This is a genomic window from Marivivens donghaensis (assembly GCF_011806565.1).
Lineage (GTDB): Bacteria > Pseudomonadota > Alphaproteobacteria > Rhodobacterales > Rhodobacteraceae > Marivivens > Marivivens donghaensis_A.
The window spans coordinates 220551-243087 of record NZ_JAATOP010000001.1 but is presented as its reverse complement, the minus strand read 5'-3'; the positions used below and the strand labels follow the sequence as shown (position 1 = coordinate 243087).

The following is a 22537-nucleotide window of genomic DNA, read 5'->3' as shown; positions in this document are numbered from 1 at the left end:
AATACGATTATGGGACGCATTACTCTCGATAAAGTCACCAAGCGCTTCGGCGATGTCGAAGTCATTCCGCCGCTGGACCTCACCATTGAAGACGGCGAGTTCGTAGTCTTCGTTGGCCCGTCTGGCTGCGGTAAGTCCACCCTCCTGCGCCTGATTGCCGGTCTCGAAGACGTTTCCGGCGGTCAGATCCGCATCGACGGTCAGGACGCCACCGAACTGCCGCCCGCCAAGCGCGGTCTGGCAATGGTGTTCCAGTCGTACGCTCTGTACCCGCACATGACCGTACGCAAGAACATCGCCTTCCCGCTCAAGATGGCGAAGATGGATCAGGCTGAAATCGACAAGCGCGTGAACAACGCCGCGTCGGTTCTGAACCTGACCAACTACCTCGACCGTCGTCCGGGCCAGCTCTCGGGTGGTCAGCGTCAGCGTGTGGCCATCGGCCGCTCGATCGTTCGCGAACCGGCTGCCTTCCTCTTCGACGAACCGCTCTCGAACCTCGACGCGGCTCTTCGTGTGGGAATGCGCCTCGAGATTTCGGAGCTGCACAAGCGCCTCGAAACCACGATGATCTACGTGACCCACGACCAGGTCGAAGCGATGACCATGGCCGACAAGATCGTCGTTCTTCAGGCTGGCGTCATCGAGCAGGTCGGCTCGCCGCTGGAACTCTACAAGAGCCCGAAGAACAAGTTCGTTGCAGGCTTCATCGGTTCGCCCAAGATGAACTTCATCGAAGGTCAGGAAGCTGCGAAGTACGATGCCCACACCATCGGCATCCGTCCGGAGCACCTTGCTGCATCGGCCACCGAAGGCGCTTGGAAAGGCACCGTCGGCGTTTCGGAGCACCTCGGTTCGGACACATTCCTCTATGTACACGACACCGGTCTGGGCGAAGCCCTCACCGTCCGTGTGAGCGGCGAATTCAACCTGCGCCACGGTGACACCGTTTACCTGACGCCGGAAGCAGACAAGATCCACCGCTTCAACGCAGAAGGACTGAGCATTTGATGGAGCGGCTTGCTGGTAAAACAGCATTGATTACAGGCGCAGCCCGAGGGATCGGGCTCGCCTTTGCCAAGGCCTTTGTGGCCGAAGGTGCAAAGGTCGCGATCGCCGATATCAATGCGGAAGCAGCTGCCAAAGCTGCTGCGGAAATCGGCGATGCCGCGATCGCGGTGCAATGCGATGTGACGTCTGTCGAAAGCATCGAAAGCGCCGTTGCATCGGTCGAAGAGCAGTTCGGCGGGATCGACATCCTGATCAACAACGCTGCCCTCTTCACCGCTGCGCCGATCATCGAGATTTCCGAAGCCGACTATAACCGTGTGTTCGACGTCAACGTCAAAGGCACACTGTTTATGATGCAGGCAGTCGCGAAGGGCATGATCGCCCGCGGTCGCGGCGGCAAGATCATCAATATGGCTAGTCAGGCAGGTCGCCGCGGTGAAAGCCTCGTCGCTGTTTACTGCGCCACTAAGGCGGCCGTCATCAGCATGACGCAGTCCGCAGGTTTGAACCTTATTCACCACGGTATCAATGTGAACGCGATCGCGCCTGGCGTTGTCGACGGCGAACATTGGGACGGTGTGGATGCGTTCTTTGCAAAGTACGAGGGACTTCCTCCCGGCGAGAAAAAGCGCCGCGTAGGCAAAGAAGTCCCTTATGGGCGTATGGGCCGTGCCGAAGACCTCACCGGTATGGCCGTTTTCCTAGCAACAAAAGATGCCGATTACGTGGTCGCCCAGACCTATAACGTAGACGGCGGTAACTGGATGAGCTGACATGGCTATCAAACTCGAAACATCCGCACTCGACCAGCTGCCCGCAGAAGTGGGTAAGCCTGAGTATGACCGCAGCGCTCTGACTGCCGGTATCCTCCACGTAGGTGTCGGCAACTTCCACCGCGCGCACCAGGCTGTCTATCTCGACCGTCTGTTTGCGCTCGGCGAAAGCCGCGAGTGGGCACTTTGCGGTGCTGGCGTCCGTGCAGGCGATGCGCTGATGCGTGAAAAGCTGGAAGCTCAGGACTGGATGACCACTGTGGTCGAGCTCGACCCGTCGGGTCTGACCGCGCGAGTCACCGGCTCCATGATCGACTTCATCGAAATCAACGCGGACAAGACCATCGCCCGCATGGCTGATCCGGTCACCAAGATCGTGTCGACCACCATCACCGAAGGCGGCTACTACGTTGACGCCCTCACCGATGGCTTCGACACCAAGCACCCTGACATCGTCCACGATGCAGAGAACCCCGATACCCCGAAAACCGTCTTCGGCATGGTCATCAAGGCTCTTCGTATGCGCCGCGACGCCGGTCTGCCGCCGTTCACCTTCATGTCCTGCGACAACCTTCCGGAAAACGGTCACGTTGCGAAGCGTACTGTCGTTGGCCTCGCAAAGCTGATCGACGCGGACTTTGCCACTTGGATTTCGGAGAACGTCGCCTTCCCGAACTCGATGGTCGACTGCATCACTCCCGCCACTTCGGACCGCGAGCGCCAGCTGGTTGCTGACAAGTTCGGCATCGTCGACGCGTGGCCCGTGGCTTGCGAGCCGTTCCGTCAGTGGGTCATGGAAGACAACTTTCCGCAGGGCCGCCCTGCCCTTGAAAAGGTTGGCGTAGAGTTCGTCGAGGACGTCGCCCAGTACGAGCTGATGAAGCTGCGTATCCTGAACGGTGGCCACGCTGCGATTGCATACCCGTCGGCTCTCATCGGACACCACTTCGTCCACGACGCGATGGCTGACCCCCTCATCCACGACTGGCTGGACGCACTGGAGCGCCGCGAGGTGATCCCGACCCTTCAGCCGATCGAAGGCGTGGACTACCAGAAGTACCGCGAAAAGATCATCGAGCGCTTCTCGAACCCTGAAGTCGGCGACACGATCCCGCGTCTCTGCCTCGACGGTTCGAACCGCCAGCCGAAGTTCATCCTGCCGACCCTGCGTGACGCGCTGGCTAACGGTGCGGACGTTTCGGGCCTCGCTCTCGAAGTCGCTCTGTGGTGCCGCTACTGCACCCGCGTTGACGAAGCTGGCAACGAGATCGCACCGAACGACGATAACCACGTCGCTCTCAAGGAATACGCTGACGCTGCCAAAGAGCGTCCCGCAGCCTTCCTCGAGAACCAGGCTGTCTTTGGTGATCTGGCCCAGAACGAGACTTTCGTTGCGGCCTTCGGCGCTGCACTGAACAGCCTCTACGACAACGGCGTTGCGGACACCCTCCGCGCTTATATCGCGAAATAATTTGGTGACTCGGCGCCTTGTGCGTCGGGACTCCCTCTTGACTGGCCGGGCCTTGTGCCCGGCTTTTCTTTTTGCGCCCTACCCCATTCGTACAGCACAAAAAGAAACGGGGCCGCCGAAGCGACCCCGTTCCAATTTCCCGGATGGGACGGATGATTACATCATGCCGCCCATGCCGCCCATTCCGCCCATGTCCGGCGCGCCAGCACCTTCTTTGGAGGGCTTGTCAGCAACCATGGCTTCGGTGGTGATCAGCAGGCCAGCGATGGAAGCAGCGTCTTCCAGTGCGGTGCGGGTCACTTTAGCCGGGTCGATGACGCCGAATGCGAACATGTCGCCGTATTCTTCGGTCTGAGCGTTGAAGCCGAACTTCACGTCATCCGATTCACGGACCTTACCGGCAACAACAGCACCGTCGACACCAGCGTTGTCAGCGATCTGACGCAGCGGAGCTTCGAGAGCGCGGCGTACCAGAGCGATACCAGCGTTCTGGTCGGGGTTCGCACCGGTCATGCCTTCGAGAGCCTTGCCAGCCTGTACGAGGGAAACACCACCGCCAACGACGATGCCTTCCTGAACAGCAGCACGAGTAGCGTTCAGTGCGTCATCAACGCGGTCCTTACGCTCTTTGACTTCGATTTCGGTCATGCCGCCGACGCGGATAACGGCAACACCGCCTGCCAGCTTGGCAACGCGCTCTTGCAGCTTCTCACGGTCGTAGTCCGACGAGGTTTCTTCGATCTGGGTACGGATCTGGGCAACGCGTGCTTCGATCTCTGCCTTTTCACCAGCGCCATCAACGATGGTGGTGTTGTCCTTCGAGATCTGGATCTTCTTGGCCGAGCCGAGCATGTCCATGGTGACGTTCTCGAGCTTCATGCCGAGGTCTTCCGAGATGACCTGACCGCCGGTGAGGATCGCGATGTCTTGCAGCATGGCCTTGCGGCGATCGCCGAAGCCCGGAGCCTTGACGGCAGCAATCTTCAGACCGCCACGCAGCTTGTTGACAACGAGAGTTGCCAGAGCTTCGCCTTCGACGTCCTCAGCGATGATGAGGAGCGGCTTCTGCGACTGGATGACCTGCTCGAGCAGCGGAACCATCGGCTGGAGCGACGACAACTTCTTCTCGTGCAGCAGAACGATGCAGTCATCGAGTTCTGCAATCATCTTGTCGGGGTTGGTGACGAAGTACGGCGACAGGTAGCCGCGGTCGAACTGCATGCCTTCGACGACTTCTACTTCGGTTTCCATACCCTTGTTTTCTTCGACGGTGATGACGCCGTCGTTGCCGACTTTCTGCATCGCGTCGGCGATCTGGCGACCGATCGAAGCTTCGCCGTTGGCCGAAATGGTGCCAACCTGAGCGACTTCGTCCGAGTCAGCGACTTCGCGAGCCATCGACTTGATCTGCTCGACGACCTTGGCGGTTGCCATGTCGATACCGCGCTTCAGGTCCATCGGGTTCAGGCCAGCAGCAACCTGCTTAAGACCTTCACGAACGATTGCCTGAGCAAGAACGGTCGCAGTGGTGGTACCGTCGCCGGCTTCGTCGTTGGTACGCGAAGCGACTTCTTTGACCATCTGTGCGCCCATGTTCTCGAACTTGTCTTCAAGCTCGATCTCTTTGGCGACCGAAACACCGTCCTTGGTGATGCGCGGGGCACCGAACGACTTTTCGAGAACAACGTTGCGACCTTTCGGGCCGAGCGTCACTTTTACCGCGTCAGCAAGAATGTTGACACCGCGAAGCATGCCGTTGCGGGCTTCGGTGCCGAATTTGACGTCCTTAGCAGCCATTGCTGTATTCCTCGTCTAAAATTGTTGTCAGGTCAGGAAGCGTTCTCAGGCGATGATGCCGAGAATGTCGCCTTCCTTCATGATGAGAAGTTCTTCACCGTCGACGGTGACTTCGGTGCCGGACCACTTGCCGAACAGAACGCGGTCGCCAGCTTTGACGGCCATTGCGATCAGTTCGCCCGAGTCCTTGCGGGCGCCTTCGCCACAAGCGACGACTTCGCCTTCAGCCGGCTTTTCCTTGGCGCTATCCGGAATGATAAGGCCACCAGCAGTTTTTTCGTCGCTCTGAACGCGGCGAACCAGAACGCGGTCGTGCAGCGGTTTGAAAGCCATTGTTGTAGCTCCTAGCTAACAGTTATCTCTAATACCCCTCCCGAGGGGTGTTAGCACTCGTCACTCGTGAGTGCTAACAGCGAAATAGCTAAGAAAGCCCCCCTCCCCTGTCAACAGGTCCCTTTGCAAAAAAGTCACGATTTTTTGGATAGGCAAATTTACCCTTGGTGAAGCGCGGGCACTCGCTTAGGCAGATGCCACACAAACCCTGTCTCTCTTTGGAGGTTGCATATGATTTACGGAGTCCGATTCCACGCCTGCTAGTCCAGCCGTGCTGCAACCTATTTCGACAGCCTCGCGCCGTCGCCATTTCCCAAGATTTTCAGGATTTTTCCGATGCTTCCCCCGATTAACGGCGGACCTGCGTGGACGCAGGGCCAGGACCGTCATAAATTACTCGACGAACGTTTGCCGATCCGGCGTGGTGCGCCCGAGGCGCTTGATTTCAACTCGCCCGCAGAGCCGTTCGTCACCTTCGAGCCAATTGCCAAAGCACACCAGCCGCAGGCAACGCTGATCGAACTCGCGCGCGATCCGCGGTTCCGCGACCGCTCCGCCCCTGCCAGCAATCTGGGAATCAGAGCTGCGATTGGCCGTGGATTTCTGCGGATCGGCTTCTTACTCTTGCGCTCACCGCAAATGCGGTGAGCCGAATTAGGGGACATTTGATGAAGCGCTTTTTGCTGCCGACGATCGCCATTCTGACCGCCACCCAAGCGGACGCGTTCTGCGGCGAGATGTCGTTCATGGAGTTTCTGTCGCAAGAACGTCAGGCCGAGGTGCAGGCCAAAGCCGCTGACGTCATCAACGCGCAGGGTCTTTTCTGGACTGCCACGCGCGGCGAGGACACTCTATATATCGCCGGTAGTATTCACATATACACGCCCGAGCTGGAGCCGCTGATTGCGACGATGGTGGACGAGGTGATCGCGCCGACCGAGGTGCTGCTGACCGAAGCCTCCGCCGAGGATTTCGCCAAGGTCAATCAGATGCTCGCCGCCGACCCGTCGCTGATCCTGCTGCCGGACAACAAGACCCTGATCGACCTGATGGACCCCGTTGCGTGGTCCGCGCTGCATGAAGTCCTCAGAGATCGCGGCATTCCCGCGTTCACCGTTGGTCGGCTGAAGCCCTTCATGGTCGCGACACAGCTTTCGCTGATGAGCGAATGTATTGACGTGCAAGATCCGGCCACGATGGAAGGCGTCGATCACAGCGCGTTCCTCGCGGCGCAGGAAATGGACATCCCGAACAAGAGCCTCGAAACGCCGACGACCATTTTCGAACTGATGGACAGTATGCCTCTGGACGACCAGATCGCGACGCTGGAGATCGCCAACTTCAACCCCGAGATCATCAACGCGACGCTCTCGACCATGGTGAACGCCTATCTTGATCAGGACATCAGCCTACTGATGGTGGCCGATACCATTCCCGAACTGCTCGCGCCTTACGCCGACCCCGATGAGGCCGACCGGATTATGGCGGACCAGAACGATCTGCTGCTGGACCAGCGAAACCACAACTGGATTCCCGTGATCGAGGCCGAAACCACTGATTATGATGACATCTCTATTGTGGTCGGTGCCGCCCACCTGCCCGGAGAGGACGGCATCCTCAATCTGCTCGCGGAAAACGGCTGGAGCATTGCGCGTATCGAATGACTGCTGCCCTGCGGCATTCGGACCGTTCATCGCTGGTGACAAAGGCGTTTGGCCTTCCTATAAGGCCCGCGACCCAATTTTCCTTTTAAGGATGCGATAAATGACGACTCTTGTTTTCGGCCATAAATCCCCCGACACCGACTCTACCGGCTCCCCGCTTATCTGGGCTTGGTACCTCAACGAAGTTAAGGGCGTCGACGCCAAGCCGGTTCTGCTCGGCGAGCCGAACACCGAAGCCGCTTTCGTCGTTGAAAAGTGGGGCTTCGAGAAGCCGGAAATCATTTCGTCGGTCGACGCCGGCCAGCAGGTTGTCATCGTTGACACCAACAACCCTGCCGAGCTGCCCGCTGACATCAACGCAGCAGACATCACCGCCATCATCGACCACCACAAACTGGTCGGCGGTCTGGAAACCAAAGGCCCGATCGACATCACCATCCGTCCGCTCGCCTGCACCGCGACCATCATGTACGACCTGATGGGCGACGACGCCAACAAGATGCCGGACAACATCAAGGGCGCTATGCTGTCGTGCATCCTGTCCGACACCCTCGAATTCCGTTCGCCGACCACCACCGACGTCGACAAGGCGCTGGCCCAGAAGCTCGCTTCGGAACTGAACATCGACCTCGGCGCCTATGCTTCGGAAATGTTCGAAGCCAAGTCGGACATCTCGGCATTCTCGGACGCTGAACTGATCCGCATGGACTCGAAAGAATACGCCGTCGAAGGCACCAAGTTCCGCGTTTCGGTTCTCGAGACCACCGCGCCGAAGCTGGTTCTGGACCGCAAAGCGTCGATCATGGAATCGATGGCTGCCGTTGCAGCCGAAGACGGCGTTGATCAGGTTCTGCTGTTCGTCGTCGACATTCTGAACGAAGAAGCCACCCTGTTCGTCCCGAACGATCTGGTCAAAACCGTTGCCGAGAAGTCGTTCGATGCGACCGTCGAAGGCGACAGCGTTGTTCTTCCCGGCATCATGTCCCGCAAGAAGCAGATCATCCCGAACCTCAAACTCTGAGCTTCGACCGATCTTTCAGAGGCCCGCCAATGTGCGGGCCTTTTTATTTAAGGAGCCTACCATGTTCGCACCAGACTTCCTCCGCGAAATGCAGAGCGGCGAAGAGCAAGCCGTCGAGGCCCTGCTGAACACGGCATTCGGCCAGCCGGACGAAGCGAACCTCGTGCGCAAGCTCCGCAAGTCCAAGGCAATGGCGGGCGAAATGGTTCTGCCGTCAGAACAGGGCATCGTCGGCTACCTCGCGCTGTCCCGCATGATCGCGCCGAAGGGTTGGCTTTGCCTCGCGCCTGTGGCGATCCATCCCGACCTGCACGGCATGGGCTACGGCAAACGGATGGTCGGCATAATTACCGAGTGGGCCCGCATGACGGACCAGACGCTCGTGATGCTCGGCGATCCGGCGCTTTATACCACCGCCGGTTTCCGCCCCGCGCCGGAGGGCCTGACATCGCCCTACCCCGTCGGCCACACGATGGTTGCAGGCCCCGCGAAAGCGAAGAGCCTCGAGCTGCGTTATCCGCAAGCCTTCGACTAAGGCGACGCTTTCCTTTTAAACGAGCGGTCTATAGTCAATGGGAAACCTTAGTTAACAGGGCTCCCTATGACCCAGATCATTAATTCCTTTGCCGAAATCTCCGACCAGTATGACGCCGCTTTCGTGGATCTCTGGGGCTGTATGCACAACGGGATCGAAGCGTTCTCCGAAGCCGTTGCAGCAATGCAGGCTTACCGTCAGAGCGGCGGCAAGGTCATCTATGTGACGAACGCCCCGCGCGCGTGGCCGCTGGTTGTCGAGCAGATGAAGAATTGGGGTCTGCCCGACGACACTTGGGATGCGATCTCTACCTCTGGTGACGCGGCGCGTGTTGCCATGTTCTCCGGCGCTGTGGGCGAAAAAGTCTGGTTCATCGGTGAAGACCGCGACCTGACGTTCTTTAACCCGATCAAGGTCGTCGAGAACCCCGTGGACATTCAGCGCGTGCCGCTCGACGACGCCGAAGGCATCGTGAACTGCGGCCCGTTCGATCCGCAGGCCGACCCGCAGGACATGCGTCCGCAACTTCTGCTCGCCCGCGAAAAGGGTCTGAAGATGCTCTGCGCGAACCCTGACATCATCATCGACCGCGGCGACAAGCGCGAATGGTGCGCCGGTGCCGTTGCGAAGGTCTATGAGGAAATGGGCGGCGAGACGCTGTACTTCGGCAAGCCGCACCCGCCGATCTACGACCTCGCCCGTCGCCGCCTGCTTCAGGAAGGTATCGAGCCTGACGAAGCCCAGATCATCTGCATCGGTGACGGAATCAAAACGGACATCTCGGGCGCTCAGGGAGAGGGCTATGATTCCCTCTTCATCACTGGCGGCATCGCGGCGGAAGAGACAAAAACCGAAACGCAGCCAGATGCGGACGCGCTAAGTGCTTATCTCGAAAAAGAAATGCAGGCGCCGACCTATTCGATCGGCTTCCTAAGTTAGTCTAAAGGGGGTTGATTTTTCTGCATCCGCAAAGTAACAAAATTACACCCAATATGGACAATGGGACTTTTTGTTACTCATGGAGCCAAATATGCTGGATAACGCCCCCCGCGGAACGATCTGCATCGAGGATATCGAGATCGGCATGGTCCGCTCCCTGCGGAAAGTCGTGACCGATCGCGATATCGAACTGTTTGCCGAAGTGTCGACCGACAGAAATCCGGTCCATCTGGACGACGCATACGCGCAGGATACGATCTTCGAAGGCCGTATCTCGCACGGTATGCTGACCGCCGGTCTGGTCTCTGCCGTGATCGGCGAACAGCTTCCCGGCCACGGCACAGTCTACCTTGGTCAGAACCTGAAGTTCCTTGCACCGGTACGTCCGGGTGACATGGTGCTGGCTGAAGTCGAGGTCATCAACATCGACCACTCCAAGCGCCGCGTCACCCTTGATACCCGTTGCCTCGTGAACAACAAAAAGGTGCTGATAGGCGAAGCTGTCGTCCTAGCCCCCAGCCGTAAATTCGACTGATCAGTTACCCGACGGACCGACCAGCAGACGCGCGTTCAGCGGCTGGAGCGGGCGGTTGTTGTGGTTCAGAACCTCGGACAGGGCCGCGATCTGCTCTGCCGAGGCCGTCATCGGCGTGGCCAGAACGTGCCAGTTCACACCTTCCGAACAGGGCGGCGTCGTGAGCGAACCCATGTAGCGGTAGATTTCGTGAGACGCGGGGATCAGGCCGTTCGGGTCGATGGTCACGCCCGCAACATCCGTCGCCTCGGTCGACGTGGTCGGCATATTGTCGATCACGGTTTGCAGGGTCGCGTTCGCCTCACCTTCCTCGATCAGAACGCCCAGAACAGCCAGCGCGCCGTCGTCGGCTTGGTGAACAAAGTGCGCCTCGATCGGGAATTCCTTGCCGTCCACATCGTGCTCGCTCGGCGTATGGAAGTGGATCTGCGCGAGGTGGAACGCCTTGCCCGCCTCAACCAGATCGCCGCCTTCAGCTGTGTTGAACTGCACGGTGTGGCCATTGTTCAGGATGTTCAGCGCGACCGGCTGGTCGTCGAATTCGTAATTGACTGTGCCCGATGTTTCGGCGCCCGACAGGTCGATCGGCGACTGCAACGTACCGCCGGAGCAGGATGCGTACTCTTTCGGCAGCTCGCCCCAGTGGTCGGGGCCTTCATCGCCGGAATAGGTCCAATGGGTGCCAGCCGCAAAAACGGGCATCGCGAGGAGCGAAGCGGCCAGCGAGATGCCGGCGAAACCAAATTTGTTCATGAGTGTATCTTTCAATGTGCGTCGAATGTAAGCTCGACAGTCTCAGAGTTAGGCTTGGCCATGCACCGCTTCAATTCAAATCCGTGCGATTGTAAGTTCGGCGGCGCACAGACATCTCTGATCTTGCGCCTAGGTTCGTGCAGGGCTAGGCATCGGTCATGCGTATTATCCGCGATACCCTTTATATCGACCCGAGTGACCGTGGCGCCGTTGCAGCCATCGGTAATTTCGATGGTGTTCACCTCGGCCATCAGGCCGTCATCTCGCTGGCCCGCAAGGTCGCTGACGAGGCTGGCCTGCCGCTGGGCGTCATGACGTTCGAGCCGCATCCGCGCCAGTTCTTCGCTCCGGATGCCCCTGCGTTCCGCTTGATGAATGCCGAAGCGAAAGCTCACCGCCTTGAAAAGCTCGGCGTTGAGAAGCTTTACGAAGTGCCGTTCAACGCGGCGCTCGCCGGACTGTCGCCCCGCGAGTTTGCCCAGCAGATCATCGTTGATCGCCTTGGCCTCGCTCATGTGGTCGTCGGAGAGGATTTCTTCTTTGGCAAGGCGCGTGCAGGTGATGTGAACACGCTCAAAAACCTCGGCGCAGAGCTTGGGTTCGGCGTGACCGTCACCCCGCTTCTGTCGCTGGAAGAAGAAGTGTCCTCCACCAACATCCGCAATGCGCTGGCCGAAGGCCGTCCCGGTGATGCCGCGGCGATGTTAGGCCACCTGCATCGGATCGAAGGCGAAGTTATTCGCGGTGACCAGCGTGGCCGTGACCTCGGCTACCCGACCGCCAATATGTCGATCGAAGGGCTGCACCAGCCGAAGCTGGGTGTCTATGCCGTGAAGATCGACGTGCTCGAAGGCACCTATAAGGGCACCTATGGCGGCGCGGCTTCCATCGGTGTGCGCCCGATGTTCGGTCAGGACAACGTGCCCAACATCGAAACTTTCATCTTCGATTTCAAAGGCGACCTCTACGGCACGATGCTGTCGGTCGCCCTGATCGAATACCTTCGCCCCGAACTCAAGTTCGACAGCCTTCAGGCGCTCATCGACCAGATGGATGCCGACTGCCGCCAAAGCCGAGAGATCCTCGCAAATGACGGAAATTGATCGCAAAGGTCTCGGCCATCGTTTTTGGGAAAAAATCCCGATGGCCAAGATGTCCCGCCCGCAGTGGGAAGCCCTCTGCGATGGCTGCGGCAAGTGCTGCCTGAACAAGCTCGAAGACGAGGAAACCGGCGAAGTGGCGCTGACCCGCGTGGCCTGCCGGTTGCTGGACGACGATACCTGCCTATGTAGCCAGTATCCGATCCGTCACCAGTTCGTTCCCGAGTGCATTGTCCTTTCGCCGAAAACCATTACCGAAAACCTTTACTGGCTCCCGCAGACCTGCGCCTACCGCCTTCTGCACATGGGTCAGCCGCTTCCCGAGTGGCATCCGCTGCTGACAGGCCGTCCGGAAACGGTCCACGAAGCGCACGCATCCCTGCGCGGCCAGACCGTGTCGGAGTTCGACGTCGCCGATGACGACTGGGAAGACTACATTATTGAGGAACCCACCTGATGTTCTTTGCCTCCGACAATTCGAGCCCCGCGCACCCCAAGGTCTTCGAAGCGCTCGCCAAAGCCAACGAGGGCTACGCCAGCGGCTACGGCGCTGACGACGTGACCAAGTCCGCCGCCCAGAAAATCCGCGACCTGTTCGAAGCGCCCGAAGCGGCTGTCTATTTTGTGCCCACGGGTAGCTCGGCCAACGCGCTCGCGCTGTCGATCATGGTCGAGCCGTGGCAGACCGTGTTCTGCCACCAAAATGCCCACATCGAAGAAGACGAGTGCGGTGCGCCCGAATTCTACATCGGCGGCGGCAAGCTCGCGCTGGTCGAAGGAGAGCACGCGAAGATGTCGCCCGATGCCCTGCGCAAGTCGATTGAGTTCACCGGCCGCGCTGGCGTCCACAACATGCAGCGCGGCGCTGTGTCGATCACCAACGTGACCGAGAACGGCACCGTCTATTCGGTCGCAGAAGTCACGGCCCTCACCGCCGTCGCCCGCGACTACAACCTGCCCGTCCACATGGACGGCGCCCGCTTCGCCAACGCCATCGTCTCGACCGGCGCCACTCCGGCAGAGATGACATGGCGCGCAGGCGTCGACATCCTGTCCTTCGGCGGCACCAAGAACGGGCTGATGGGTGTCGAAGCTGTCGTGATCTTCAATCCCGAGAAGGCTTGGGAATTCGAACTGCGCCGCAAGCGTGGTGGGCACCTATTCTCCAAGCATCGCTACCTGTCGGCCCAGATGGACGTCTACCTAGACGATAACCTCTGGCTCGATCTAGCGACGAACGCCAACGCGATGGCGGCAAAGCTGAGCGAAGGCATCCAGCAGATTGAAGGCGCATCGCTCCTGCACCCGACCGACGCGAACTGCGTCTTTGCCCGCTTCCCGCGCAGCGGCCACCAAGCGGCCCACAAGGCCGGCGCAATGTATTACCTCTGGCCCTTCAACCAGAGCCTCGAAGGCGCGCCGGAAGAAGCCCTCGCAGCGCGCCTCGTGTGTAGCTGGTCAACGACCGACGAAAACGTCGAGACGTTCCTCGCACACCTGCGTTAAAGATTGCCGGACAGGTGGGCGTCCAGATCGTCCAGCCTGTCCTGCCCCCAGAACCGCTCGTCGGTTTCGGTGATATAGAACGGTGCGCCGAACACACCGCGGCGCACTGCTTCCTCGGTGTTCTCCTCATAGGCCGCAGCGCCCGATAGCAGGCCGCTATCCGCCAGTGCAGGATCGAAACCGGCCTTCTCCAGACACGCACGAATGACCGCATCGTCTGCGAGATTGGCATCCTCTGCCCAGACGGCACCGGTGTACGCGTGCACGAGCTTTCCCAGATCGCCCCCGCCCGCATTCTGCGCCGCGATCAGCGCATAGGCCGCAGGTGCACCGTTCACGGGGAAATGCGCAGGACGCAGGTTCAGCGGCAGACCGGCTTTCTTTGCCTGACGGCGCAGTTCCTGATCGCGGTATTCAAGCCGCGTCGGATGGCGGTCTTTAGGCAACGTGCCGCCCGTACGCATGAACACCTGCCCGATATCCATCGGCTTGTAGGTGATGGTCGCGCCATGCTTTGCCGCGATTTCCTCCAGCCGTGTTCCTGCAAGGTAAGTGAACGGCGACATGGTCGCGAAGAAGTAGTCTATATGCGGCATTATGAATGTTCCTCCCCGTCTAAACTTTGCCTCACGTTAGGTTCGTGCTACGCGGTGTCAACGTCACGAATCCGTCATGCACCGGCGGATGCTCAGCTTTCGGGGACAATTGCAGATGCCGACGATGACCGAACCGAAACTCATTTCGGGTAATGCCAACATTCCACTCGCCAAATCGATCGCGCGCCGCATGTCCATGCACCGCGGTATGAACGTTGGTCTGGTGGATACGCGCGTCGAGCGCTTCAACGACCAGGAGATCTTTGTCGAGGTCTACGAGAACGTACGCGGCGAGGATATGTTTATTATCCAGCCGACGTCGAACCCGGCGAACGACAACCTCATGGAACTGCTGATCATCACCGACGCGCTGAAGCGTTCGTCGGCTGGCCGCATCACCGCAGTCATTCCGTACTTCGGTTATGCCCGTCAGGACCGCCGCACCAAGGCCCGCACGCCGATTAGCTCCAAACTCGTCGCGAACCTCATCACCCAGTCGGGTGTCGACCGCGTTCTGACGCTAGACCTGCACGCTGCGCAGATTCAGGGCTTCTTCGACATTCCGGTGGATAACCTCTACGCCGCGCCGATTTTCGCTCTCGATATCAAGCACCACTTCAAAGGCGGCCTCGAGGACATCATGGTCGTATCGCCCGACGTCGGCGGTGTGGCCCGTGCGCGTGAACTGGCGAAGCGCATCAACGCTCCCCTCTCCATAGTGGACAAGCGCCGCGAAAAGCCGGGTGAAGTGGCCGAGATGACCGTCATCGGTAACGTCGAAGGCAAGAAGTGCATCATCGTGGACGACCTCTGCGACACCGCTGGTACGCTCTGCAAAGCTGCCGAGCATCTGATGCAGGCCGGTGCTGCCGAAGTTCACGCCTACATCTCGCACGGCGTCATGTCGGGTCCGGCAGTCGAGCGCGTCACCAACTCGCACCTCAAGACGCTGGTCATCACCGACTCGATCCAGCCGACCGACGCGATCCTCAAGGCGCCGAACATCCGCATCGTACCGACTGCACCGATGTTCGCTCAGGCCATTCTGAACACGTGGAACGGCACATCGGTGTCCTCGCTCTTCGAAGACGAGACGCTGATCCCGATCTACGAAGGCCTCTACAACACGCTCTAAAGAACAAAGGCGGGAACTTCCCCGCCTTTTTCATTCGATGTCCCAATCGTCGTCGTGCCTGAGCTCGCCGATGGACATCCACGCAGCGCGGGCCCGCGCGATGCGCGTATCGCCCCACGTTCTGAAGACGATCTCGCAGCCTTCGGAATTGATATTCTCTACCTGAACATCGATGCGCGCATTGCTCTGATTTGACATATCGAGCATCGACACCCACGCCTGAACGGCAGGCAGCTTGCGATAGGCCTTGCGGAAGGTGACCGGAAAACGGGTTAGACGCGGCCCCTCGCCCGTCCACATATCTCCGTCGGTGTCGAAGTCGGAAAAGAGCACCACATCGCCCTGATCCACACCAATAAGATGATTTTCGAGTTTGAGCATTCTACCGTCAACTTGGCTTGGCGGACATATAAACATATCCGGATAGGCGTTACGATAGATTTAATGCAAAAAGCCCCGCAGTCGCGGGGCTTCTCTTTGATTTCTTTCGTATAGCGCGGATTACTCGCGGTACGACAGACCCATGTGGGTACCAACGGCAACCATGTCAGCCAGCAGACGCGCAGCGTCATCGACCGGACCCGGTTCGTTTTTGAAGTTCTCGAGAGCCTTCTCGTGCGCAGCGCGATATTCCGCAACCATCGCATCGAAAGCGTCCTGAGTGACTTCGTCCGTCGGGAGAGCGCGTTCGGCCAGAACCGATACGTTCTCACCACCGATTTCAGCGAAGCCGCCGGAAACGATGTATTCGTCGGTACCACCAGTGTGGACAACCCGCAGGATACCCGGACGCAGCGTGGTGATGGTGGCCGCGTGGCCTGCCATCGCCGTCATTGCGCCATCGGCACCCGGGATCTGGACCTCCGTGGCCTGGACGGAAGCGAGCTTCCGTTCAGGGGATACGAGGTCGAACTGGAACGATTCAGCCATAACGACTCCTTAGGCTGCCGAAGCGGCCATTTTCTCGGCTTTAGCGAGCACTTCGTCGATGCCGCCAACCATGTAGAAGGCACCTTCCGGCAGGTGGTCATATTCGCCGGCGACAACAGCTTTGAACGAGCTGATGGTGTCTTCGAGCGGAACCTGAACACCGTCCGAACCAGTGAACACTTTCGCAACGTCGAACGGCTGCGAGAGGAAACGCTGGATCTTACGAGCGCGCGAAACGGTCAGCTTATCTTCTTCCGACAGTTCGTCCATGCCGAGGATGGCGATGATGTCCTGAAGCGACTTGTAGCGCTGGAGGATGTTCTGAACCTGACGGGCGACGTTGTAGTGCTCTTCACCGACGATCTGCGGGTCGAGGATACGCGACGACGAGTCGAGCGGGTCCACAGCCGGGTAGATGCCGAGTTCCGAGATAGCACGGTTAAGAACCGTGGTAGCGTCGAGGTGGGCGAAGGTGGTTGCCGGTGCAGGGTCGGTAAGGTCATCGGCCGGGACGTAAACAGCTTGGATCGAGGTGATCGAGCCGTTCTTGGTCGAGGTGATGCGTTCCTGCATGGCGCCCATGTCGGTTGCCAGGGTCGGCTGATAGCCCACAGCCGAAGGAATACGGCCGAGAAGCGCCGAAACCTCAGAACCAGCCTGGGTGAAGCGGAAGATGTTGTCCACGAAGAACAGAACGTCGGTACCCGAAGCGTCGCGGAACTGCTCAGCAAGGGTCAGACCGGTCAGAGCAACACGTGCACGTGCTCCGGGCGGTTCGTTCATCTGACCGTACACAAGAGCCACCTGCGACTCTTCGAGGTTGTCCGGCTTGATAACGTTCGATTCGATCATCTCGTGGTAAAGGTCGTTACCTTCACGGGTACGTTCACCAACACCTGCGAACACCGAGTAACCCGAGTGCACTTTTGCGATGTTGTTGATCAGTTCCATGATGAGAACGGTTTTACCAACGCCAGCGCCGCCGAACAGACCGATCTTACCACCCTTCGAGTACGGTGCGAGAAGGTCGATAACCTTGATGCCCGTTACGAGGATTTCAGTCGCGGTCGACTGTTCGCTGAATTCCGGCGAGGGCTGGTGGATCGCGCGGGTTTCAGTCGCGTTAACCGGACCCTTTTCGTCAACGGGCTCGCCGACGACGTTCAGAATACGGCCCAGAGTTGCAGTACCTACCGGAACCGAAATCGGCGAACCGGTGTCTTCAACTGCCTGACCACGAACGAGACCTTCGGTCGCGTCCATAGCGATGGTACGTACGGTGTTTTCGCCAAGGTGCTGGGCTACTTCAAGAACCAGCGTCTTGCCATTGTTGTCGGTGGTCAGTGCGTTAAGGATCGCCGGCAGGCTATCGCTGAACTGCACGTCCACAACGGCGCCAATCACCTGCGTGATTTTGCCATTTGCTTGTGCCATGTTTCGTTTCTCCGGTTCTTAGAGCGCTTCAGCGCCCGAGATAATTTCGATCAGTTCGTTGGTGATAACGGCCTGACGCGAACGGTTGAATTCGATGGTCAGTCGGTCGATCATATCGCCGGCGTTGCGTGTAGCATTGTCCATCGCGCTCATACGGGCACCCTGTTCGGAAGCACCGTTTTCCAGCAGAGCAGAGAAGATCTGGGTCGCAACGCTCTTCGGGAGCAGGTCGTCCAGAATCTCTTCTTCACCAGGTTCGTAGTCATAGTCGGTCGTCACACCATCTTCGGGTGCATCGAACTTAGCGGGGATCACCTGCTGGGCGGTCGGGATCTGAGAGATAACCGACTGGAATTCCGAGAAGAGGATCGTCGCTACGTCGAATTCACCGGCCTCGAAGCGCTTGAGCAGGTCTTTGGCGATCGACTGCGCATCAGCGTAACCGATTTTCTTGACTTCGCTCAGGTCAACGTGACCAACGAACAGATCGGCATAGTCGCGACGCAGCTGCTCGCGGCCTTTCTTGCCGACCGTCAGGATTTTTACTGTCTTGCCTTCGGCCTTCAACGCTTGGATGCGCTGACGGGCGAGCTTGACGATCGACGAATTGAAGCCGCCGCACAGGCCACGTTCAGCAGTCATCACCACAAGCATGTGGGTCTGATCGCTTCCCGTACCCTTGAGCAGGAGCGGAGCGGTATCCGACGCGCCAGCCGAAGCTGCCAGCGACGAGATGACCGCATTGAACCGCTCTGCGTAAGGACGCGAGGCCTCGGCTGCTTCCTGGGCGCGACGGAGTTTAGCCGCCGCGACCATTTGCATCGCCTTAGTGATCTTGCGGGTCGATTTGACCGACGTGATCCGGTTTTTTAGGTCCTTAAGACTTGGCACAGCCTTGTCTCCTTAACTAGAGCCCAACGATCAGGCGAAATCAGCGGCGAATTCGTCCAGAACTGCTTTCAGTTTGTCAGCAGCTTCGCCTTTGATTTTCGGGTCTTCGTTCGAGATCCAGTCCAGAATGTCCTTACGCTTGTTGCGCAGGAAGTTCAGCAGACCGTCTTCGAAACGGGCAACATCCGAAACCGGCAGCTTGTCGAGGTAGCCGTTGGTACCTGCGAAGATGACGCAGACGATTTCAGCGTTGGTCAGCGGCGAGTACTGCGGCTGCTTCATGAGCTCGGTCAGGCGGGCACCACGGTTCAGCAGCTGCTGGGTCGAGGCGTCGAGGTCCGAACCGAACTGCGCGAAGGCAGCCATTTCGCGGTACTGAGCGAGCGACAGCTTAACCGGACCAGCAACCGAGGACATAGCCTTGGTCTGAGCCGACGAGCCAACGCGCGAAACCGACAGACCGGTGTTCACAGCGGGGCGGATACCTTGGTAGAACAGTTCGGTTTCGAGGAAGATCTGACCGTCGGTGATCGAGATCACGTTGGTCGGAATAAACGCCGAAACGTCGCCGCCCTGGGTTTCGATGATCGGCAGAGCGGTCAGCGAGCCAGCGCCGTTGTCTTCGTTCAGCTTAGCCGAACGCTCGAGCAGGCGGGAGTGGAGGTAGAAAACGTCGCCCGGGTAAGCTTCACGACCCGGCGGGCGGCGGAGCAGCAGCGACATCTGACGATACGAAACAGCCTGCTTCGAAAGGTCATCATAGATGATCAGAGCGTGGCGGCCGTTGTCACGGAAGTGCTCGGCCATAGCGGTTGCAGCGTACGGTGCAAGGAACTGCATCGGCGCCGGATCCGAAGCGGTCGCAGCAACAACGATGGAGTATTCCATAGCGCCGTTTTCTTCGAGCTTCTTAACCAGCTGGGCAACGGTCGAACGCTTCTGACCGACTGCAACGTAGATGCAGTACAGCTTCTTCGACTCGTCGTCGCCAGCAGCTTCGTTGTACGACTTCTGGTTCAGGATCGCATCGAGAGCAACGGCAGTCTTACCGGTCTGACGGTCACCAATGATAAGTTCGCGCTGACCACGGCCAACCGGGATCATAGCGTCGACCGACTTCAGGCCGGTTGCCATCGGTTCGTGAACCGACTTACGGGGGATAATGCCCGGAGCCTTAACGTCAGCGACGAGGCGCTTCGAGGTATTGATCGGACCCTTGCCGTCGATCGGGTTACCCAGACCGTCAACAACGCGACCGAGAAGCTCGTCACCAGCCGGAACGTCCACGATCGAGTTGGTACGCTTGACGGTGTCGCCTTCTTTAATGTCACGGTCCGAACCGAAGATAACAACACCGACGTTGTCAGCTTCGAGGTTCAGCGCCATGCCGCGAATTCCGCCCGGGAATTCGACCATTTCACCAGCCTGAACATTGTCCAGACCGTAAACACGCGCGATACCGTCACCGACCGAGAGCACACGGCCGACTTCGGCCACTTCGGCTTCCTGGCCGAAGTTCTTGATCTGGTCTTTTAGGATCGCAGAAATTTCTGCAGCTTGGATCGCCATTATCCGACCTCTTTCATGGTGTTCTGGAGAGCGCTGAGCTTGGAGCGGATCGACGTGTCGATCATCTTCGAGCCCACCTTAACGATAAGACCGCCGATGAGCGAAGCATCGACAGTGGCATTGATGTTGACGTCCTTGCCGACCTTCGCCTTCAGGGTCTGGGACAGCTTGTCGGTCTGGCCTTTGGTCAGAGCTTTCGCGCTGACGACGTCAGCGGTCACTTCGCCCTTTTCTTCGGCCAGACGGGCACGAAGGACTTCAAGTAGCTGCGGAAGCACGAACAGGCGGCGCTTCTGGGCCAGAAGGGCCAGCGTGCTGTTCATAGTTTCCGAAAGTTCCATTTTCTTGGCCAGAGCCGAGACGGCACCTGCCTGTTGATCGCGGCTGTAGATCGGCGAGCCGATCAGCGCACGCAGGTCCTCGCTCGAGTCGAGTGCTGCGGCCAGTGCGTCAATGTCGGATTCGAGTGCCGCGAGGCCATTGCCTTCTTTGGCAATGTCGAACACGGCGGATGCATAGCGCGAAGCAATGCCGGTTGAGATCGAAGCTGGTTCGGACACGTCCACCCTTCCGATGATTAGGCCGTCTCTTCGACCCGTGAGGGCCGACCGTCAGGCAGCTTAAATGGCCCTCGCATTTGCGGGGGCAACAAGATCACGGGGGGATGTATCAGAGGGGTTTTTATGTGGCAACAGCCTTACGGCAGGAATTAGCCAATGTTTGTGCCCTAGATTGTGGATATGTCAACATGTGCGACAATTGGCGCAATTAATTGCCGACATCATTAAACGGTGGAGGCGGAAAACCCGAATCCATCCACATATTTTGCACTCAAGATGACTCGCGGTGCGTTCGCGATAGCCCCGGCTTCGGCACCGGCCGCCCTACCCCTTCGAGGACTCGCAGCGGTCGCTTGACCGCCTCACCCAATCCGGGCCTGCGAGGAGCCGCGACCTGCTTTGTCACCTCGACCATCAGCACGCCGCCAGCCGCGAACGGAAGCGTCTTTCCGATGTTCTCCGTCAGCCCTGCAAGCTTTCGCCAGATCCGCTTGGAGGACGGCACTTGATAGAGCGAGGACCGAGAACGCTCGGTAATGAAGTTGTGCTGCTTGAATTGCGCCTCAAGCTGGCCGAGCGAATACGGACGACCGTAACCAAAAGGCGTGCGGTCACTCCGCGACCAGAGCCCTGCGCGGTTCGGCACGACGAATATCGCCCGACCGCCAGGCCCAAGCACGCGCCAGCACTCGTTGAGGACGGCAGTCGGGTTCTCGGATGTCTCCAGCCCGTGCATCACCACCAGCTTGTCGACGCTGCCAGTATCGAGCGGCCAGAACGTCTCTTCACACAAGACCGAAACGTTCGGCATCCCAGCAGGCCAAGGCATCACGCCCTGCGGTCCGGGCATCAGACCCACCACCCGCCGTGCCTCTGTCAGATAGGGGCGCAGCATCGGAACAGCAAAGCCGAACCCTACGACTGTCTGGCCTTTCGCTTCGGGCCAGAGCGTCAGCAGATCGTTGCGGATAACCTTCTGTACCGCACGGCCAAGCTGGCTGCGATAATAGAAGTTGCGGAGATCCAACACATCAAGGTGCATTGCAGACGGTCGTCCTTTGGGTCAGGCTTGGCTACAACTTTAAACAAACTGAACGGCGATGCCATGCCCCTTGAGCTTTTCACCATCCCGTGTCTCGCAGACAACTATGCATACGTGTTGCACAATGCGGCCACTGGCAAGACCGCGCTGGTCGACGCCCCCGAGGTTGAACCGATCGCATCCTTCCTCGGCCACCGCGGATTTGAACTGGACGACATTCTTGTAACCCACCACCACCATGACCATATCGACGGTGTGGATGCTCTCCGCGTGAAATCGAACGCTCGCGTAATAGGTGCCGAAATCGATGCCCATCGCCTGCCTGCCCTGGACCTTGCGGTCAGTGACGACGACACGTTCGAGGTTTGCGGCGAGACGTGCCATGTCATCTTTGTCCCCGGCCATTCGTCCGGTCATATCGCTTTCCACCTGCCCGAAAGCGGCTATCTGTTTTCCGCAGACAGTCTGATGGCATTCGGTTGCGGTCGTCTTTTCGAAGGCACCCCTGCCGAGATGTGGAACAGTCTGAAACGCCTGCGCGCATTGCCGCCCGAAACCGTTGTTTGTTCCGGCCACGAGTACACGGCCACCAATGCCAAATTCGCCCTGACCATCGAGCCGGGCCATCCGGCTGTCAAAGCACGGGCCGATGCGGTGTTTGCGGCGCGGGAACGCGGCGAGCCCACCGTCCCATCCATTCTGGGCGATGAGGTCGCAACCAACCCGTATCTGCGAGCTGATGACGAGGCCCTGAAATCGGCGATCGGCATGCCGCTTGCAACCGACGAGGAGGTCTTTGCGGAGGTCCGCAAGCGTAAAGACAACTTCTGACGGATACATGCCCGAACATGATGCGGGATTGAGCCGTAGGATAGAGTTGATGACAATTGTGAAGGTAAATCGAGAGAAAGTCCTTGAAGGACAACCAAAGAACACCAAACC

At 59.0% G+C, this 22537-nt stretch carries 25 protein-coding genes; 14 read left to right on the top strand and 11 right to left on the bottom strand.

Translation table 11 applies throughout. From position 1 onward, the window contains the following. Positions 1-9: 9 nt before the first annotated feature. From HCZ30_RS01250 to HCZ30_RS01240, 3 genes are read left to right on the top strand one after another with little or no spacing between them, the layout of a single operon-like run. On the top strand, positions 10-1011 hold the full coding sequence (locus HCZ30_RS01250) for an ABC transporter ATP-binding protein (protein WP_167635947.1): 1002 nt from the start codon (positions 10-12) through the stop codon (positions 1009-1011). Beyond that, complete coding sequence (locus tag HCZ30_RS01245; RefSeq protein WP_167635946.1) at positions 1011-1784, top strand: L-iditol 2-dehydrogenase; 774 nt, start codon at positions 1011-1013, stop codon at positions 1782-1784. The genes HCZ30_RS01250 and HCZ30_RS01245 overlap by 1 nt, the downstream gene beginning before the upstream one ends. A 1-nt stretch (position 1785) precedes the next feature. Further along, complete coding sequence (locus HCZ30_RS01240; RefSeq protein ID WP_167635945.1) at positions 1786-3255, top strand: mannitol dehydrogenase family protein; 1470 nt, start codon at positions 1786-1788, stop codon at positions 3253-3255. A 156-nt stretch (positions 3256-3411) separates the two neighbouring features. Here the strand turns inward: HCZ30_RS01240 and groL are convergent, their stop codons facing one another. Together groL and HCZ30_RS01230 are read right to left on the bottom strand one after the other, a co-directional pair. Further along, positions 3412-5052, bottom strand: coding sequence for a chaperonin GroEL (gene groL / locus HCZ30_RS01235; protein WP_167635944.1), 1641 nt, complete (start codon positions 5050-5052; stop codon positions 3412-3414). A gap of 45 nt (positions 5053-5097) precedes the next feature. After that, positions 5098-5385: a co-chaperone GroES gene (locus tag HCZ30_RS01230; RefSeq protein WP_167635943.1), complete on the bottom strand. Its 288-nt coding sequence runs from the start codon at positions 5383-5385 to the stop codon at positions 5098-5100. Positions 5386-5721: 336 nt separating this feature from the next. On the opposite strand from HCZ30_RS01230, the gene HCZ30_RS01225 reads away from it, so the two are divergent. The 6 genes from HCZ30_RS01225 (at position 5722) to HCZ30_RS01200 (ending at position 10079) form a co-directional block, all read left to right on the top strand. After that, entirely contained in the window at positions 5722-6033 is a 312-nt protein-coding gene (locus HCZ30_RS01225) for a hypothetical protein (RefSeq protein WP_167635942.1), read from the top strand. A gap of 20 nt (positions 6034-6053) precedes the next feature. Then, positions 6054-7049: a TraB/GumN family protein gene (locus HCZ30_RS01220; protein ID WP_167635941.1), complete on the top strand. Its 996-nt coding sequence runs from the start codon at positions 6054-6056 to the stop codon at positions 7047-7049. Positions 7050-7149: 100 nt separating this feature from the next. Next, positions 7150-8070, top strand: coding sequence for a manganese-dependent inorganic pyrophosphatase (locus HCZ30_RS01215; RefSeq protein WP_167635940.1), 921 nt, complete (start codon positions 7150-7152; stop codon positions 8068-8070). Positions 8071-8131: 61 nt separating this feature from the next. After that, positions 8132-8605, top strand: coding sequence for a GNAT family N-acetyltransferase (locus HCZ30_RS01210; RefSeq protein WP_167635939.1), 474 nt, complete (start codon positions 8132-8134; stop codon positions 8603-8605). A gap of 66 nt (positions 8606-8671) precedes the next feature. Beyond that, positions 8672-9544, top strand: coding sequence for a TIGR01459 family HAD-type hydrolase (locus HCZ30_RS01205; protein ID WP_167635938.1), 873 nt, complete (start codon positions 8672-8674; stop codon positions 9542-9544). 91 nt (positions 9545-9635) lie between these two features. After that, entirely contained in the window at positions 9636-10079 is a 444-nt protein-coding gene (locus tag HCZ30_RS01200) for a MaoC family dehydratase (RefSeq protein WP_167635937.1), read from the top strand. Here the strand turns inward: HCZ30_RS01200 and HCZ30_RS01195 are convergent, their stop codons facing one another. After that, the gene (locus tag HCZ30_RS01195) at positions 10080-10832 is read right to left on the bottom strand and encodes a carbonic anhydrase (protein WP_167635936.1); all 753 of its coding nucleotides are present in this window, start codon (positions 10830-10832) and stop codon (positions 10080-10082) included. It lies immediately after the preceding gene. A gap of 158 nt (positions 10833-10990) precedes the next feature. On the opposite strand from HCZ30_RS01195, the gene HCZ30_RS01190 reads away from it, so the two are divergent. The 3 genes from HCZ30_RS01190 to HCZ30_RS01180 are packed head-to-tail and all read left to right on the top strand — an operon-like array spanning position 10991 to position 13438. Next, positions 10991-11935, top strand: a complete 945-nt coding sequence (locus tag HCZ30_RS01190; protein WP_167635935.1) for a bifunctional riboflavin kinase/FAD synthetase — start codon at positions 10991-10993, stop codon at positions 11933-11935. Further along, positions 11922-12389 carry a YcgN family cysteine cluster protein gene (locus HCZ30_RS01185; protein WP_167635934.1) on the top strand — a complete coding sequence of 156 codons (468 nt, stop codon included), beginning with the start codon at positions 11922-11924 and terminating at the stop codon, positions 12387-12389. The genes HCZ30_RS01190 and HCZ30_RS01185 overlap by 14 nt, the downstream gene beginning before the upstream one ends. After that, a complete protein-coding gene (locus HCZ30_RS01180; protein WP_167635933.1) occupies positions 12389-13438 on the top strand; it encodes a threonine aldolase family protein in 1050 nt (349 codons plus the stop codon). The genes HCZ30_RS01185 and HCZ30_RS01180 overlap by 1 nt, the downstream gene beginning before the upstream one ends. Here HCZ30_RS01180 and HCZ30_RS01175 read toward each other — a convergent pair. After that, positions 13435-14034, bottom strand: coding sequence for a 2-hydroxychromene-2-carboxylate isomerase (locus tag HCZ30_RS01175; protein WP_167635932.1), 600 nt, complete (start codon positions 14032-14034; stop codon positions 13435-13437). The genes HCZ30_RS01180 and HCZ30_RS01175 overlap by 4 nt on opposite strands. Positions 14035-14149: 115 nt before the next feature. On the opposite strand from HCZ30_RS01175, the gene HCZ30_RS01170 reads away from it, so the two are divergent. Further along, a complete protein-coding gene (locus HCZ30_RS01170; protein WP_167635931.1) occupies positions 14150-15169 on the top strand; it encodes a ribose-phosphate pyrophosphokinase in 1020 nt (339 codons plus the stop codon). A gap of 30 nt (positions 15170-15199) precedes the next feature. On the opposite strand, the gene HCZ30_RS01165 is transcribed toward HCZ30_RS01170, so the two are convergent. The 7 genes from HCZ30_RS01165 to HCZ30_RS01135 all read right to left on the bottom strand — a co-directional run bounded on the left by HCZ30_RS01165 (position 15200) and on the right by HCZ30_RS01135 (position 21595). Next, positions 15200-15550 (bottom strand): H-type lectin domain-containing protein, encoded by a 351-nt coding sequence (locus tag HCZ30_RS01165; RefSeq protein WP_167635930.1) that lies wholly within the window; start codon positions 15548-15550, stop codon positions 15200-15202. A 120-nt stretch (positions 15551-15670) separates the two neighbouring features. After that, positions 15671-16099 (bottom strand): F0F1 ATP synthase subunit epsilon, encoded by a 429-nt coding sequence (locus tag HCZ30_RS01160; protein WP_167635929.1) that lies wholly within the window; start codon positions 16097-16099, stop codon positions 15671-15673. 9 nt (positions 16100-16108) lie between these two features. After that, complete coding sequence (atpD, locus tag HCZ30_RS01155) at positions 16109-17533, bottom strand: F0F1 ATP synthase subunit beta (RefSeq protein ID WP_167635928.1); 1425 nt, start codon at positions 17531-17533, stop codon at positions 16109-16111. A gap of 18 nt (positions 17534-17551) precedes the next feature. After that, complete coding sequence (locus HCZ30_RS01150) at positions 17552-18424, bottom strand: F0F1 ATP synthase subunit gamma (protein WP_167635927.1); 873 nt, start codon at positions 18422-18424, stop codon at positions 17552-17554. 30 nt (positions 18425-18454) lie between these two features. Continuing rightward, the gene (gene atpA / locus HCZ30_RS01145; protein ID WP_167635926.1) at positions 18455-19993 is read right to left on the bottom strand and encodes a F0F1 ATP synthase subunit alpha; all 1539 of its coding nucleotides are present in this window, start codon (positions 19991-19993) and stop codon (positions 18455-18457) included. Further along, positions 19993-20559, bottom strand: a complete 567-nt coding sequence (locus HCZ30_RS01140) for a F0F1 ATP synthase subunit delta (protein WP_167635925.1) — start codon at positions 20557-20559, stop codon at positions 19993-19995. Before HCZ30_RS01140 ends, atpA begins: the two co-directional genes overlap by 1 nt. Before the next feature lie 265 nt (positions 20560-20824). Beyond that, a complete protein-coding gene (locus HCZ30_RS01135; protein WP_167635924.1) occupies positions 20825-21595 on the bottom strand; it encodes a class I SAM-dependent methyltransferase in 771 nt (256 codons plus the stop codon). 63 nt (positions 21596-21658) lie between these two features. On the opposite strand from HCZ30_RS01135, the gene gloB reads away from it, so the two are divergent. Next, the gene (gloB, locus tag HCZ30_RS01130) at positions 21659-22426 is read left to right on the top strand and encodes a hydroxyacylglutathione hydrolase (protein WP_167635923.1); all 768 of its coding nucleotides are present in this window, start codon (positions 21659-21661) and stop codon (positions 22424-22426) included. Positions 22427-22537: the final 111 nt, after the last annotated feature.

What these genes read in the sequence shown, in the direction of transcription:
- HCZ30_RS01250 (WP_167635947.1), top strand. Translation starts at nt 10, where the DNA reads ATGGGACGCATTACTCTCGATAAAGTCACCAAGCGCTTCGGCGATGTC.
- HCZ30_RS01245 (WP_167635946.1), top strand. Translation starts at nt 1,011, where the DNA reads ATGGAGCGGCTTGCTGGTAAAACAGCATTGATTACAGGCGCAGCCCGA.
- HCZ30_RS01240 (WP_167635945.1), top strand. Translation starts at nt 1,786, where the DNA reads ATGGCTATCAAACTCGAAACATCCGCACTCGACCAGCTGCCCGCAGAA.
- groL (WP_167635944.1), bottom strand. Translation starts at nt 5,052, where the DNA reads ATGGCTGCTAAGGACGTCAAATTCGGCACCGAAGCCCGCAACGGCATG.
- HCZ30_RS01230 (WP_167635943.1), bottom strand. Translation starts at nt 5,385, where the DNA reads ATGGCTTTCAAACCGCTGCACGACCGCGTTCTGGTTCGCCGCGTTCAG.
- HCZ30_RS01225 (WP_167635942.1), top strand. Translation starts at nt 5,722, where the DNA reads ATGCTTCCCCCGATTAACGGCGGACCTGCGTGGACGCAGGGCCAGGAC.
- HCZ30_RS01220 (WP_167635941.1), top strand. Translation starts at nt 6,054, where the DNA reads ATGAAGCGCTTTTTGCTGCCGACGATCGCCATTCTGACCGCCACCCAA.
- HCZ30_RS01215 (WP_167635940.1), top strand. Translation starts at nt 7,150, where the DNA reads ATGACGACTCTTGTTTTCGGCCATAAATCCCCCGACACCGACTCTACC.
- HCZ30_RS01210 (WP_167635939.1), top strand. Translation starts at nt 8,132, where the DNA reads ATGTTCGCACCAGACTTCCTCCGCGAAATGCAGAGCGGCGAAGAGCAA.
- HCZ30_RS01205 (WP_167635938.1), top strand. Translation starts at nt 8,672, where the DNA reads ATGACCCAGATCATTAATTCCTTTGCCGAAATCTCCGACCAGTATGAC.
- HCZ30_RS01200 (WP_167635937.1), top strand. Translation starts at nt 9,636, where the DNA reads ATGCTGGATAACGCCCCCCGCGGAACGATCTGCATCGAGGATATCGAG.
- HCZ30_RS01195 (WP_167635936.1), bottom strand. Translation starts at nt 10,832, where the DNA reads ATGAACAAATTTGGTTTCGCCGGCATCTCGCTGGCCGCTTCGCTCCTC.
- HCZ30_RS01190 (WP_167635935.1), top strand. Translation starts at nt 10,991, where the DNA reads ATGCGTATTATCCGCGATACCCTTTATATCGACCCGAGTGACCGTGGC.
- HCZ30_RS01185 (WP_167635934.1), top strand. Translation starts at nt 11,922, where the DNA reads ATGACGGAAATTGATCGCAAAGGTCTCGGCCATCGTTTTTGGGAAAAA.
- HCZ30_RS01180 (WP_167635933.1), top strand. Translation starts at nt 12,389, where the DNA reads ATGTTCTTTGCCTCCGACAATTCGAGCCCCGCGCACCCCAAGGTCTTC.
- HCZ30_RS01175 (WP_167635932.1), bottom strand. Translation starts at nt 14,034, where the DNA reads ATGCCGCATATAGACTACTTCTTCGCGACCATGTCGCCGTTCACTTAC.
- HCZ30_RS01170 (WP_167635931.1), top strand. Translation starts at nt 14,150, where the DNA reads ATGCCGACGATGACCGAACCGAAACTCATTTCGGGTAATGCCAACATT.
- HCZ30_RS01165 (WP_167635930.1), bottom strand. Translation starts at nt 15,550, where the DNA reads ATGCTCAAACTCGAAAATCATCTTATTGGTGTGGATCAGGGCGATGTG.
- HCZ30_RS01160 (WP_167635929.1), bottom strand. Translation starts at nt 16,099, where the DNA reads ATGGCTGAATCGTTCCAGTTCGACCTCGTATCCCCTGAACGGAAGCTC.
- atpD (WP_167635928.1), bottom strand. Translation starts at nt 17,533, where the DNA reads ATGGCACAAGCAAATGGCAAAATCACGCAGGTGATTGGCGCCGTTGTG.
- atpA (WP_167635926.1), bottom strand. Translation starts at nt 19,993, where the DNA reads ATGGCGATCCAAGCTGCAGAAATTTCTGCGATCCTAAAAGACCAGATC.
- HCZ30_RS01135 (WP_167635924.1), bottom strand. Translation starts at nt 21,595, where the DNA reads ATGCACCTTGATGTGTTGGATCTCCGCAACTTCTATTATCGCAGCCAG.
- gloB (WP_167635923.1), top strand. Translation starts at nt 21,659, where the DNA reads ATGCCCCTTGAGCTTTTCACCATCCCGTGTCTCGCAGACAACTATGCA.